Here is a 13839-nt window from a genome sequence, read left to right as displayed (position 1 = left end):
GAGGGTCGCGGTCCAAGGCCGCATCTTCACCACCAGCGAGATTGTTCACGGCATATGAGCCTCCGGCCGGTTTCGTGCGCTCCGCCCAGCGGATGGGCGAGGGCACGCGCTGCATGATTCATCGCACTCATCGGCGTTCGTGTCACGGCCAGCGGCACGGAACCATCGGCGCGAGGCCGAGGTCCGCGATCGTCGCCTCGCCCCGGACGGCGTGATCCCCGCCGGCGAGCACCATGGTCCGGGCCGACTGGTACCGGCAGCCAGCGGCGTCGAACGCGCCTGCCGTGGCGAGCAGCCGTTTCCGGTCGTGGTCGAGCAGCGCTTCGGCACGCTCGACCAGGGCCCCGGCGACCGGGTTGCCCGCCACGACGGCCCGGGCCTCGGTCACGTGATCACGAGCGTCGGGGCTGCCGGCGATGACGGCGGCTTCGGCGCGCAGCGCCACGTACCAGTGGAGCCAGGTCCACGTGACCCATCTCCAGATGGCGTCCGGCCCTGGCGTCATCCGCTTGAGCGCGTCCTGCGGCCGCCCATGGTGGAGAGAGTCCAGCGCTTCGAAGACCGCACCGTACCCGTAGGTCTCCCAGGGCGATCCGCCCAGCTGCCGCAGCACCGTGTTCCAGACGTGTCGGGCTTCCTGATCTCCGCGCAGGCCGTGGATCATCGCCACGCCCGCCACCGCCGGACCGAGGACCGTCCTGGTCGGTCTGCCGGCCCGCTGCCAGCCTTTGAGGAACCGATCGCTGAGCGCCAGGACCTCCTGGACGTCGCCGGTGAGAGCGCCGGCCACCAACAGCCCGCTGGTGGCACGATGGCCGACCTCCGCCAGCAGCGGATGATCCGCGAGCCGCCGTGCCCACCGTCGGGCGCCTGGGAGGTCTCCGGTGCCGAGGCTGGCCTCGGTGGCCTCGCCGAGGGCTTCGATCAGCTCGTGCGTGCCGGCCGGCGTGTCCGGCACGGACTCCAGCAGCACCATCCGTCGTCGTGCCGTGGCTGCCGCCGCGAAGGCGTCGCCGGCCCAGCTCTGCGCGCCGACGAGGGTATCGAGGGCGGCGGACTCGGCGAGCGGGTCACCGGCGCGCTGAGCGAGTTCGACCGCACGCTCTGCGATGGCGATCGTCTCCGCTGCCGCGTCCTGGACCGGGTTCTGGGCGGCGAAGGCTTCCGTGAGCATCCGTCCGGCCTCGGCCAGCGCCAGCGCGGCCCGGGCTGCCGGATCGTCGCCGGCCAGCTCCTGGGCCTCGGCGATGAGCGTCCTCGTCTCCTGTGGCGGCATGGGTCGGACGAACTTGCTGGAGAACCGGTACGCGTCACTGGCGGCGGTCGCCAGGTCGCGTGCGGCGGAGCCGAAGTCCCCGGACCGGCGTGCGGCATCGGCGGCCTCGCGGCGTAGCCGGTGCATGTCGTCGCCGTTCATCCGGCATCCGGCCACGGCGGCGGCGTGGCGCAGCATTTCCGTCGCGGTGGCCGGATCGTCGGCGAGCCCGGCCGCCTGCTCGTAGCGCCGCTGGGCCTCGCCGATCAGTTGACGGGGGAACGTCGCCTGCGCCAGGTGCCGCGCGAGCCGGTACGCGTCAGCCCGCTGATCGGGCTTCTCGGCCGCCCACGCCAGGGCTGCGCGCAAGTCGTCGGCCACGGCGTCGAAGCGGGCCCTCCAGCCCGCTCCCCTCACCGCCAGACCGGCGGCAGCGGTCAGACACCACCGGAGATGCCGGTGCCGGGCGTCGGCCAGCTCGTCGGCGGCGGTGAGCCGTTCCGTGCCGTACTGGCGGATTGTCTCCGGCGCGCGATACGCGGTCGCCGACGCGGATGACGTCACCATCAGCAGGCTCTGCTCGGCAAGCCGCGCCAGCCCGTCAGCGACAACGGCCACCTCGGACCCGGCCACCTCGGCAGCCGGCCCGACAGTGAACGGCGCCACGAACACCGAGATCCGTCGCAGGAGCACCTGATCGTCAGGTTCCAACAGCGCGTGGCTCCAGTCCAACGCCGCCCGCACAGAGCGGTGACGGTCGTCGGCGCGTGAGCCTCCGGTCAGCATCCGCAGCGGATCGGACAGCGCTGCGGTGATCCCGTCCAGACCGAGCGCGGGCAGCCGCGCCGCCGCCAACTCGATCGCCAGCGCCATTCCGTCGAGCCGTTCACAGACCTCGACGACGCGCTCACGCTGCGACGGATCCGGCACCCAGCCGGCCACCGCCGCCCGGTCGGCGAACAGCGCGACCGCGTCCGAGTCGCCACCGCCGGCCAGGGAGAACGCCGGCACCGGGTACACCCGCTCGAAGGGCACCAACAGCCGGGCCCGACTGGTCGCCAGCACCGTCAACCCCGGGCACGTCCCGAGAAGCCGCTCCAGGAACGGCGCCACCCCGTCCCGGACCTGCTCGCAGTTGTCCAGCACCAGCAGGGCCTGACGGCCGGCCAGCGCCGCAGCCACCGACTCCTCCACTTCGAGGCCCGGCTGCTCGACCACCCCCAGCGCGGCGGCGACCGCGGCCGCGACCATGCCCGGCTCGGTCACCGGGACCAAGTCGACGAACCACACGCCATCGGGGAAGTCCCCGGCCGCCTGCGCAGCGGCCGCCAACGCCAACCGCGTCTTGCCCACTCCGCCGGGCCCGACCGCGACCACGTGACGATGCATCCTGATCAGCCCGGCCAGCTCGGCGCACTCCGCGACGCGGCCGACGAACGCGGTCAGTGGCTGCGGCTGGTCCGGCACTGGCAGGGCTGACCCGCCACGACGCGACGCCCCGGCCACCCGCTGGGCCAGCACACGCCGGTCCGGAGCGTCGAGCTTGCGCAGCAGCGAGGAGACATGGCTTTCGACGGTGCGTACCGAGATGAACAACCGCGCCGCGATCTCGGCGTTGCTCAGATACTCCCCGAGCAGCGCCAACACCTCGGCTTCCCGAGCCGAGACCTCCCCTGAGACGTCCACGCAGCCATTGTCCCGTATCCCGGTCCGTGGACGAGTCCGTGTTCACCACGGATGTGACCGCACCCCGTCGAGCGCGAGGCTGAGAGCACGGCCGGTTCGCCCGGACCCACGACCCCCTAAGGAGCGATCATGTCAGATCCCGCGACGCAGGGAATCAAGACCGTGCTTCACCCCGTCATCGACCTGACGAGGGCGAAGGCCGTCTATGCGGCCCTGTTCGGCATGGAGCCACAGACCGACGCGCCGTACTACATCGGATTCGACATCGCCGGCACGCACATCGGGCTGGTACCCGCTGGCGGCCCCCAGGGCATGACCTCCCCGGTGGCCTACTGGCACGTGCCGGACATCGAGGCGAGCCTGGCCGCGGTGACCGCCGCCGGCGCCGTCGTTGTCGAGCCCGTCCGCGACGTGGGTCGCGGCCGGCTGGTCGCCACCTTCACCGACGTCGACGGCAACGTCCTGGGCCTGATCCAGGACCAGTGACCGGCGACCAGATCCCCCAAGCCCGACCGAATCAGGAGACCCGCATGACCGCCACGAAGAAGACCACGAAGAGCAACGCAACCGCCGGCTACGACGGCTTCACCGCCGGCGAGCGTGCCGCGATGAAGGAGCACGCGCTGGAGCTGAAGACGGCCGTGCGACGCGGCGCGAAGGCATCCGCGGCCGACGGAGAGGCCGACGTCCTCGCGAAGATCGCCGAGATGGCCGACGCAGACCGCATCCTGGCACAGCAAGTACATGCCGTCGTCAAGGCGGCGGCACCGCAGCTCAGCCCGAAGCTCTGGTACGGCATGCCCGCGTACGCGAAGGACGGCAAGATCGTCTGCTTCTTCCAGAGCGCGGCGAAGTTCAAGGCCCGCTACGCGACCCTCGGCTTCAACGACCCGGCGAACCTGGACGACGGCGCCATGTGGCCCACGGCCTTCGCCCTGACCACCCTGACCGCCGCCGACGAGCAGCGGATCGCCGACCTGGTGACCCGGGCAGCGAACTGATACGTCACGCGCCACCGGGCACCCGCCCGACCGGCCGCCGTCCCCGACTTTCCGACTCGCCGAAGGAGTTCCGCCGTGCCCGTCATCGAATCCGTCATCCTCGAATCTCCTGAGCCCGAGGCCACCGAGGCCTTCTACAGCGCGGCGTTCGGCCTGGGTGACAAGCTGCGCATCCGCGCCACCGAAGCACCCACGACCGGCTTCCGCGGCTACGTCCTGTCGCTCGTAGTGTCCCAGCCGGGCACGGTCGACCTGCTCACCGGCGCCGCCCTCGAACGCGGAGCCACCAGCCTCAAGCCGGCCAGGAAGAGCTTCTGGGGCTACGGCGGCATCGTCCGGGCCCCGGACGGCGCCATCTGGAAGATCGCGACCTCGGCCAAGAAGGACACAGCTCCTGCCACCCGTGAGATCGACGCCTTCGTCCTGCTGCTCGGCGTGGACGACGTCAAGACCACCAAGCAGTTCTACACCGACCGCGGCCTGACCGTCGCCAAGAGCTTCGGCAGCAAGTACGTCGAATTCGACACCACCCCCTCGCTCGTCAAGCTGGCCATGTACACCCGCCGCGCCGCGGCCAAGGACGCCGGAATCGACCCCGAAGGCACCGGCTCCCGCCGCATCGCCATCAGCGCCGCCGGCGACCAGAACTTCACGGACCCCGACGGACTGGCCTGGCAGGTCGGGCACGTCCGGGCTTGACCCCACGCCTGGACGAGGCGGAAGGGGGAGCCCTTGATCGCGTCTTCGAGTTGGGTCAGCAGGACGGCGCAGATCGCGGCGTCGCGCGTGGCCTGGTCGGGGTTGTGGCAGATGACGAACCGGTCGGCTGTGTCGGGGAGTTGGACCTGTTTGACCTGCATGCCCATACCCGAGGCAGGGACCCAGCATGAATCGGATCAAACGCGCTCTGGCCGTCACGGCCGGCACCGGCCTGCTCCGTTTCTGGGACCGGTCGGAGCAGCTCAAGCCGATGTCGGCGAGCTGCTGGTCACCCAGTACGGCAGCAGCGGGCAGGCACTGTGCGGCCAGGACTACACCCTGCTCAATCTGACCGGCCAGCAGGCCATCGACGATGACGTATGCCCCGGGGCGGTCAGTGTGGACATCGACAACCTCACCACGGAGCCCGTCGCCTACCAGGCCGGTGGCAGCACCGGTACCGTCCAGCCCCTGGGTGACCTGCGGATCGAGATCCAGGGCGGTTCCGTTGTCGAGCTGTGCGGCCTGGCCGGGCTCGGCATTCTGCCGGCCGGGGCCCAGGACCGGTCCGGGCCCGGCGTTGATGCCTCGTGCGGTTCGGCGGGCCAGTAGCCCGGCACGCTGCCGGGGGGCGGCAAGGCCAGTCACCGGCCCGCCGCAGCCGTCCGTGCACGCCGCGGCAGACGACGTCCCCGGCCACGACCGGGCCGGTCAAGGGCACGCGCGGGACGCTGGAGTCGTCGGCGGCGGTGTGGCCGGTCCCGACCGCCCGCAGGACCTGCCCCTCCAGCCGGTACCGGGACGGCGAGGACCGGGTTGATTCTCCGGCGCCGGCGCGATCCGTCACCGTGGCGGGCAGTGGGATCGCCTCGCCCGGCGGTGGGCGCGATGCGGCTCCTGGTGCGAGAGTGGTCCGGGGGCCGCGCCGGTCCATGAGGGAAGTGCCCAGGGGTGACCGAACCGGTTTCGCTCTCCTGGGAGGTCTTTGGCCCGGACGGACGCAGTCCCCACGAATCCCGGCATGCGGCGGCCCGGGCGGCCGTGCACGGCCGGGTCATCCATCAGCGTCTCCGCCGTCACCGGGTGGAGGGCCGCCGGAGCGTCATCGCCAGTTGCAAGAGCCTGGAAGGGAACACACCATGACGGCGTCCGCATCGTCGCTGCAGTACGACACGCTGTGCCTCCGCAGGCCGGGCCTGACGCGCGATTTGCCGCCCGGCAAGGAAGACCTGCAGTGGGTCTCCAACACCGCCACGCTGATCTACGGTGAGCGCGACGCGGTAGTGGTCGACACGTTCCTCACCGTCGAGCAGAACCAGGAGCTCGTCGACTGGGTGAAATCCCACGACCGCAACCTGACCTACATCTACATCACCCACGGCCATGGCGACCACGCCTTCGGCGTCAAGCAGCTCCTTGAGGCGTTCCCCCAGGCCAGGGCGGTGTCCACCGCCGCGGTGGTGGCTAAGGCGACCTTCGAGGGCACCGCGCCGTTCCTGGACACCTTCTGGACCTCGCGCTTCCCGGGACAGGTCCCGCTGCCGCAGGTCTTCCCCCAGGTGCTGGACGGTGACACGTTCACCCTCGAAGGGCACCAGCTGCGGGTGATCGAGGCCGGCTTCACCGACTGCGAGGGAAGCACCGCGCTGTGGGTGCCGGATCTGGGGCTGGTCGTGGCCGGTGATGTCGCCTACAACGGCATCGACCAGTACCTGGGCGAGACCACCACCGCCTCGCGCGAGGAGTGGATGCGCGCCACCGACACGCTCGCCGCCCTCGGCCCCGTCTTCGTCGTCGCCGGCCACAAGAACCCCGACCTGCCCGACGACCCGAAGATCCTGGCCGAGACCAAGAACTACCTGGCGGACTTCAACCGGCTCGACGCCGAGACCGAAACCGCGGCCGAACTCTACGAGGCGATGCTCGCGCTGTACCCGAACCGGGCCAACCCGGGCTCGCTGTGGGGCGGGGCGAAGAGGGCCAAGACCCTCTGACGCAAGGGCGCGGCCGGCGCTTCGTGCCGGGCCGGCCGGCGGGTCGGTGCGGCATGAACCACCGGCCCGCCGGCAATAGCTCGGGCACCGCCGGGCTCCAGCCGTGGACCAGGCCGCCACCGCCCAGGACCCCGGCTGCTGTGCCACAGTCCGGGCCGAAGACTCCGTCGGGACCAACTACGCCAATCAGGCGAGTGGCTCCAACACTGTTGGCGGCTCAGCCACGCAGTACAGCTCGGCCACCAACACGCCCTCGTACGACTCGCACGGCAGCGTGAATAGCTCGTTCGGCTACGGCCCTGGCAGCTCCGGACAATCCACCACCGTCGGTGGACAGACAAGTAACTTCTCGAACTCCCGAAGCAGTGGGCGTCACGACCCGATGGCACCGTCGTTGGCACCGTCATATCACCCGTGATACGCATCAGCCTGGGGCCCGGTGGGCGGTTGTGTCCGGCGCGAAGGGCGTGTCAGACCCCGGTGCCTGCGGCCGGTTGTGCGGCCGGCCGCTGGCACCGGGATGTGTGTGGTGCGCTGCTACGGCAGGGTCCAGGTCTGGTCGGCGCCGCTGGTGCAGTCGTAGATGACCAGACCGGTGCCGGAGGGGCCGGAGCCCGGGTCCTCCAGGCATTTGCCGGACTGCGGGTTGACGAGCTGTCCGTCGGGCTGGGGGGACCAGACCTGGGCGCCGGTGCCGTTGCAGGCGTACAGGTCCACGGCGGTGTTGTCGCCGGTTCCGGCACCGCTCACGTCCAGGCACTTGCCGAGGGCTCGCAGGGTGCTGTCGGTGCCGGTGGTCCACTTCTGCGCGTTGGTGCCGTTGCAGGTGTAGACGTCCACGCCGGTGCCGTTGGCGCTGTTGTCGCCCTCGACGTCCAGGCCAGGCCCCGGTATCCGGTGACCGTTCCGGTCACGGAGGCGGGCGAGAGCCAGGACTGGTTGGCGTTGCCGTTGCAGGACCAGATCTGCGTCTGGGTGCCGGGCGTGATCGACAGGTTGGTGTCGTCCAGGCACTTGCCGGACTGCGGGTTGAGCAGCGCTCCGTCGGGTTGCGGCTGCCAGATCTGGGCGCCGGTGCCGTTGCAGGTGTAGAGGTCGACCGGGGTGCCGTTGGCCGTGCCGCCGCCGGCGACGTCCAGGCAGCTGCCGTCGGCGCGGACGGTGCCGTCAGGCTCCTGGGTCCACTGCTGGCCGTCGGTGCCGTTGCAGCTGTAGATCTCGACCTTGGTGGCGTCGGTGTTGTCGTCGCCGGCAACGTCGAGGCACTGGCCCTGGTAGCCGACCAGGGGGGTGCTGGCGACGGTGTCGGCGGCCGGCACGACGGTCCAGGTGAAGGAACTGCTGGCGCGGGCTCCGTCGGTGTCCGTCGCGGTGACCTGCGCGGTGGTGGTGCCCGCCGTCGTGGGTGTTCCGGTGACGCTGCCGGTGGAGGCGTTGATCGAGGTCCCGGCCGGCAGGCCGGTGGCCGTGAAGCTGAGGGTCCGGCCGCCGCTGTTGTCGCTCGCCGGGACGGGGACCGAGACGGGGGTGCCGACCGCTCCCTCCTGTTCGGGGATCTGAGGGACGGTCACCGGCGCGCCCAACTGCGAGGAGGCGATGGCCAGGGTCCCGGACAGGGGCAGGTTCGCCGCTGAGTCGCCGACGGCGACGGTGTAGTCGCCGGTGCTGGTGGCCCAGGCGTTGCCGGTCGCGTCCCAGTAGCGCAGGTTGCTCTGGGTGACCGGGAAGCTCACCGTCTGGCTGGCGCCCGGGGTGAGGCTGACCCGGGCGAAGCCCGCCAACTGCTTCGGCGGCTCACCGGAGGCGGCCGGGTCGGTGATGTAGAGCTGGGCGACGTCCGCGCCGGCCACCGTGCCGGTGTTGGTGACCGTCGCGGTCACCGTGGCAGCTCCGCCCGCCGTCAGCGGACCCACCTTCAGGTTGCCGAACGAGAAGCCGGTGTAGGAAAGCCCGTATCCGAAGGGGAACAACGGGGTGAGGTGGTTGGCGTCGTACCAGCGGTAGCCGACGTCGACGCCCTCGGAGTACTGCACCTGGCCGTTGGTGCCGGGCCACTGCGCCGCGGTGCCCGCGGGGACCTGGGCGAGGGAGGTGGGGAAGGTGACCGTCAGGTGCCCGGAGGGGTCGGTGTCGCCGAACAGCAGCGAGGCGATCGCCGTGCCGTCCTGCTGGCCGGGGTACCAGGCCTCCAGCACACCCTTGACCGAGGAGAGCCAGGGCATGGTGACCGCGGAGCCGGTGTTGAGGACCACGACCGTGTCGGGGTTCGCCGCCGCGACGGCGGATATCAGCGCGTTGTCGGCGCTGGACAGGTCAATTCCCGGCAGGTCGCTGCCCTCGGACTCGAAGTCGCTGACGAAGACCACGGCCACGGTGGACGACGCGGCCAGGGCGGCGGCCGAGGCGGCGGAGGAGCCGTCGTCGTAGGTCACGCGGACGCCGCTGCCGGCGCGGGCGGTGATGCCCTGCAAGGGGGTGACGGTGCCGCTGGAGTTCACCGAGGCGCTGCCACCGCCGGCGGTGCGGGGGCTGGTGGAGGCGTCCGCGCCGATGACCGCGACGGATCTGGCCGACGAGGTCAGCGGCAGGACGGTGCCGCTGTTCTTCAGCAGCACCGCACCCTCCTCGGCGAGTGCGGCCGCAGCACTCTGGTCGGTGGTGCTGGTCGCCGACTGCGCCGGGGAGCCGGCGGCCGGCCGGTCGAACAGGCCGTAGCCGAACATCTCGGTGAGGACGGGGGCGATCAGCGAGTTCAGCGTCGCCCTGCTCACCGCGCCGGAGGCGACAGCGCTCTGCAGGGTGCCGCCGTAGTAGCCGTCGTCGCCCGGCATGTCCTGGTCCAGGCCGGCCTGCGCGGAGGCGACGGTGGACTTGGTGGCACCCCAGTCAGAGGTGAGGAAGCCGGTGAAGCCGAACTGCTGACGCAGCACCGTGTTCAAGGTGTAGGAGTTCTGGCAGGCCGGCGAGCCGTTGATGGTGCTGTACGAGCACATCACGGACGAGGCCACACCCTGCTGTGCCGCTGTCTGGAACGCGGGCAGATAGATCTCCTGCATCGCGCGGTCGCTGACGGCCGCGTCGTCGGCGGCCGTGTTGCGGTCCGTCTCCTGGTTGTACACCGCATAGTGCTTGACCTGGGCCATGACGCCGGTGGACTGCACACCCCGGATGTCGACGGCGCCCATCTGCCCGTTGAGGTACGGATCCTCGCCCACCGACTCGAAGGCCCGGCCCCAGCGCGGATCACGCACGATGTTGACGGTGGGCCCCAGGTCGACCGTGGTGCCCTTGGCGGCCTGTTCGGCGCCGACCAGGCTGCCGTAGCGCTGCTCGGCGGAGGTGTCCCAGGTGGCCGCGACGTCCACCGGGGCCGGGAGCTGCGTGACGTTCGACATCCCGTCGCCGACCCCCGCCGGGCCGTCCTGCAGGTTCATCGCCGGGATGCAGAGCGAGCCGATCGCCGGCGTGAAGCCGACGTAGCTCGAACCGCTCGCACCGGTGACCAGGGATGTCTCCTGTGAGACCGTCATTCTGGACATCAGCTCGCTGACGCGCTGGGAGATCGGCGCGCTGGAACCAACCCACGGACAGGCCGTGGAAGCACCGGCCCGGACGACGGCCGTGGCCTGCGCCGTGCCGGGCAGTGCGGCTGCCAGGAGGAGTGCGCCGGACAGTGCCAGCGGCAGATGGTGCCTTCGTAAGCTTCCAGACCTCATGAGGGGCTCCGATCAGGCTGCGGGAGGGACGCAAAGCGCGCCTTGAGCACTGTGGCCACAGGAGCTCCAAGCGTCAATAACTTTGACATGGGACGGCGAAGAGACGCCAACTGTCGTCGGAAACTGAACAGTTGACCTGCCTACGGCCAGCCTCCCCTCTCGTCCTTGGGCGATATATATGCTTTGTCTGCTTGATGATCCGAAGCTCTGACGGATCCGCCAGTCCGCCCTGGGCGAGATGGGTCCACAGTCGTCAAATGGGAACAACCGTGCAGGGGGTATTTCGCCGCTGCTGCCGTCGCCGCGGTGGGCGTGGCTGTGGTCACGCAGGCGGCACCGAGCGCTGTCGCGGCCTCCGCACCTACGTCCAGGGCTCCGACTGCCGCGCCGCGTCCTCCCCGGCATCGGTCACCGTCGTCGACCGTGACGGTGTCGTCATCGACCAGGAGCGAGCTGACACCGCCACCGGTACCGGGTCCACGAGCACGTTTGGCCGGTCTCCGCAGGTCGCGGCCTCGAGATGGGTGGTCAGGAAGTGGCTCGTGGCGAGGTCGATCTCACCGTGGAGTTCGACCACCGTGGCAGCCGGAACGGCGTGCGTACGGACGTACCCGTGCGCCGACGGCCGCTGCGCCCTGGCGGGGGCTGGTTCTCCATTCACTGGGCCGGAGTATGGGCCTTCTCCGCGTGGGCTGAGACTGAACGGCCCGCACTTCAACTCCTTCGCCTGAACCCCCGGAACTCATGACGTCGACAACTGCGAAACACGAGGGGCCAGGCCGCCTGCACCTGAGGGAGTGTCATGTACGGTCCATGATCGCGTACATGAGGACGGCGCTTGAATGCCTCAACGAGACCGAGCGCGGTCCGCGGTGCGCTGCCTCGCCGCGGCATGGATCGCCTGGACATACGGCAGGTCCATGGCCTGCGCGTCGGCCGGAAGATCGTCGAACGGCACGATGGCCGGATGGTGCGGATCGCGCCCGAGCACCCATGCGGCCCACGTGTCGTGGACGTCTTCCGCGGTGGTCCCGAGGCCCTTGGCCCTCATCAGCACCGCGTAGCCGAGGAAGAGGGCGTCGTCGTCGCCGGGCGGCTGCGCGGTCGGCGGGAGCAGGCTGCGGACGAGGTGGGCGTCCTCGGTGAGATACGCGTTCATCCGAGCAGTCTGCCCAACAGCAGCAGGAGGTGCAACGCGGCGAGTAGCCAGGGGATCAGGCGCTCGGTTGCGCCGAGTTCGATGTACGCGAGCCGTCGTGAAACTCGGGCCCGCTCCTGTTTCAGGCTGGCCCACTCGTCGGTGAAGATACGAGCAGGCAGCCGATCTTCCAGAGTGTTGATCACCGCGAACTTGGCTGCGTTCAGCATGCGGTAGCTGCGCAGTTGCATCCACCACACTACGGAGATCGCGCAGCCGGCGAGCGCTGCGGCGAGAGCCGAGTACCAGGTGATGTGTTCGAGTGTCGTGTCGGCGAGGCCGACGGCCGCCAGCAGCGAGGTCTGGATGGAGAGGAAGAACATGTTGGCGCTGCCGCGCCGTGCCGAGACTCGGTCCGCCATCTCGACTGCCAGGGCGTAGGGTTCGAATATCCCTTGAACGGCCTCACTGCTCGGATTGGGCTCCAGTCCGGGGGCGGCAGCCCGCGCCTCGGGGATGCTCGAATATCTGGAGGCCGGTCAACCCGACGCCGGTCCCGACTATCCGCAGTACCCACCCGGCCCCGATCATTCTGCGCCCCCGGGCAGGCTGCTGATTGCCGTACGGTGGGAGACCGTCCCCGGGTGGCCCGGCCTGCTCACGCCGCAGCTTGGGCGGCGGGCCCTTCGGGGGAAGCGGGAGCAAGGGAAACGGGGCATGGCTGACCGCGCCGCCTGCCGCTGCAACAAGAGTGATATGAAGGCGCTCCTTCCGGATGCACCGGTCGATATAGAGCAGGCCCAGAGTCAGGGGCGTCAGAGGGGCCCTGATGATCGCGGCAGCGATGATGGCGAGGACGATGATGGAGACCGGGAGGACGAGGCCGGCGGCAGACAGGTGGAGCGACAGGCCGCTCTGTGTACCGGTGAGCAGGCCCGGCGGGGCGTACTGCGCCGCGACAGTATCGCCCCCACCGGTGATCACTTGAGTCGCCGCCCTGCCGACCATGCCGGGCAGGAGCATGACGCCGAAAGTGCGCCACCAGGCACCGCGGTTGAGCTGCCAGGAGCGGCGCATCGCGTCGGTCGGACGCATGCCCTCCAGAACCGTCACCGGTGCGGCGAAGAACAGTCTGCCTCCGACGTAGACCATGCCGACCGAACCGGGGATGAGCCCCAGCAGGCCGAACGCCGCGGCAGTGCCGCTGTGCAGGGCGACACCGAGAACGACGGCCGGCAGTGCGGAGACGAGAAGGACGGCGATGACGACCAGCACGGTCAGAAGCTGGGTCCCGAGCGTGCGCCACAGATGGGGGCGGGCCTCCCTCCAGGCCTGGCGAGCTGTCAGGGGCTGTTGGCCCAGCACGGCGTGGTGGCCCAGGACGGTGATGCTGACGGCCGTAGTGACCGCGTAGGCGAAGGCAGCGCAGAACAGAGCGGGAACAACGACCACGGCGGCCGCGAGGGCCGCGTCGACCACGCGGCCTGTGGTCATCCGCTCACCGTGCAGGTGCAAGCGAGTGACCAGCTTCCAAGCGACGTAGACACAGCCGCTGAGCAACACGGTGCTGCCGAGTACGACGGCGAGCAGCGGGAGGTACAGCGGCCCGAAGTAGCGCCGGACGGTGGCGAAGACGCCCTTGACTATGTCGTTCGCGTCAAGTGGACGCAGTGGCACGGCCCCGGGCTTGGGGGCGTACACCCAACCGGTCGGCACCACCGCTATGGCTGGAAGGCCGTCGTGCCTAATACTGCAACCGCATCTGGGCGTGACTGTGAGCGTGCGTGCTCGTTGGTCTGACTGTGTGCTGATGAGCTGACGGTCAAACAAGTTGAGGCGTGGTCCGAGGGGATAGCCGGGTTCCATGCCCGGTTCGCCCGACATTTCGGCAGGTCGGAGCCCCGCGAGCGCGCGCTCGACTACCTGAACGGGTTGCTCGCTCCGCTGGAGAGGAAGAACGGCTGGACGGTGGCCGAGCAGGTCGGGCAGTTGCGTCCCGACGGTGTCCAACGGCTGCTCAACCATTCCGACTGGGACGCCGATGCCGTCCGTGACGATGTGCGCGACTTCGTTGTGGAGACCATCGGTGCCAGGGACGGCGTGCTGATCGGCGACGATACCGGCTTCCTGAAGAAGGGCGTCAAGTCCGCCGGCGTCCAACGGCAGTACACCGGCACAGCTGGCCGCACAGAAAACAGCCAGATCGGGACATTCCTGGCCTACGCTTCCGGTCGGGGGCGGGCGTTGATCGACCGCGAGCTCTACCTGCCCACCTCGTGGACCGATGACCGCGAGCGGTGCCGCGCGGCCGGAATCGGGGACGAGGTCCCTTTCGCGACCAAGAACGAGC

At 70.1% G+C, this 13839-nt stretch carries 12 protein-coding genes; 6 read left to right on the top strand and 6 right to left on the bottom strand.

Going from position 1 to position 13839, the window contains the following annotated elements; genetic code table 11:
* Positions 1-142: 142 nt before the first annotated feature.
* Entirely contained in the window at positions 143-2941 is a 2799-nt protein-coding gene (locus tag ABH925_RS31065; RefSeq protein ID WP_370153378.1) for a LuxR C-terminal-related transcriptional regulator, read from the bottom strand.
* Positions 2942-3070: 129 nt separating this feature from the next.
* Between ABH925_RS31065 and ABH925_RS31060 the strand changes: the two genes are divergently transcribed.
* From ABH925_RS31060 to ABH925_RS31040, 5 genes are all read left to right on the top strand, one after another.
* Complete coding sequence (locus ABH925_RS31060; protein ID WP_370153376.1) at positions 3071-3427, top strand: VOC family protein; 357 nt, start codon at positions 3071-3073, stop codon at positions 3425-3427.
* A 44-nt stretch (positions 3428-3471) separates the two neighbouring features.
* Entirely contained in the window at positions 3472-3942 is a 471-nt protein-coding gene (locus tag ABH925_RS31055) for an iron chaperone (RefSeq protein ID WP_370153374.1), read from the top strand.
* 75 nt (positions 3943-4017) lie between these two features.
* A complete protein-coding gene (locus tag ABH925_RS31050; RefSeq protein ID WP_370153373.1) occupies positions 4018-4641 on the top strand; it encodes a glyoxalase in 624 nt (207 codons plus the stop codon).
* Between the two features lie 159 nt (positions 4642-4800).
* The gene (locus ABH925_RS31045) at positions 4801-5253 is read left to right on the top strand and encodes a hypothetical protein (RefSeq protein WP_370153371.1); all 453 of its coding nucleotides are present in this window, start codon (positions 4801-4803) and stop codon (positions 5251-5253) included.
* Between the two features lie 527 nt (positions 5254-5780).
* Positions 5781-6635 carry an MBL fold metallo-hydrolase gene (locus ABH925_RS31040; RefSeq protein WP_370153369.1) on the top strand — a complete coding sequence of 285 codons (855 nt, stop codon included), beginning with the start codon at positions 5781-5783 and terminating at the stop codon, positions 6633-6635.
* A 537-nt stretch (positions 6636-7172) separates the two neighbouring features.
* Here the strand turns inward: ABH925_RS31040 and ABH925_RS31035 are convergent.
* The 5 genes from ABH925_RS31035 to ABH925_RS31015 form a co-directional block, all read right to left on the bottom strand.
* On the bottom strand, positions 7173-7475 hold the full coding sequence (locus tag ABH925_RS31035; RefSeq protein ID WP_370153367.1) for a ricin-type beta-trefoil lectin domain protein: 303 nt from the start codon (positions 7473-7475) through the stop codon (positions 7173-7175).
* Positions 7382-10351: a glycoside hydrolase family 3 C-terminal domain-containing protein gene (locus ABH925_RS31030; RefSeq protein WP_370153366.1), complete on the bottom strand. Its 2970-nt coding sequence runs from the start codon at positions 10349-10351 to the stop codon at positions 7382-7384. The genes ABH925_RS31035 and ABH925_RS31030 overlap by 94 nt, the downstream gene beginning before the upstream one ends.
* Positions 10352-11198: 847 nt before the next feature.
* A complete protein-coding gene (locus ABH925_RS31025) occupies positions 11199-11510 on the bottom strand; it encodes a hypothetical protein (protein ID WP_370153365.1) in 312 nt (103 codons plus the stop codon).
* Positions 11507-11911 (bottom strand): hypothetical protein, encoded by a 405-nt coding sequence (locus ABH925_RS31020; protein ID WP_370153363.1) that lies wholly within the window; start codon positions 11909-11911, stop codon positions 11507-11509. Before ABH925_RS31020 ends, ABH925_RS31025 begins: the two co-directional genes overlap by 4 nt.
* A 43-nt stretch (positions 11912-11954) precedes the next feature.
* Positions 11955-13166, bottom strand: coding sequence for a glycerophosphoryl diester phosphodiesterase membrane domain-containing protein (locus ABH925_RS31015; RefSeq protein ID WP_370153361.1), 1212 nt, complete (start codon positions 13164-13166; stop codon positions 11955-11957).
* Between the two features lie 174 nt (positions 13167-13340).
* Here ABH925_RS31015 and ABH925_RS31010 point away from each other — a divergent pair.
* On the top strand, positions 13341-13839 hold a 499-nt coding region (locus ABH925_RS31010; RefSeq protein ID WP_370153449.1), incomplete at its 3' end, for an IS701 family transposase.

Origin of the sequence: Streptacidiphilus sp. EB129, from assembly GCF_041262645.1 — a bacterium.
GTDB lineage: Bacteria > Actinomycetota > Actinomycetes > Streptomycetales > Streptomycetaceae > Streptacidiphilus.
The sequence above is the reverse complement of the archived record's forward strand: the minus strand, read 5'-3'. Positions and strand labels throughout refer to the sequence as shown.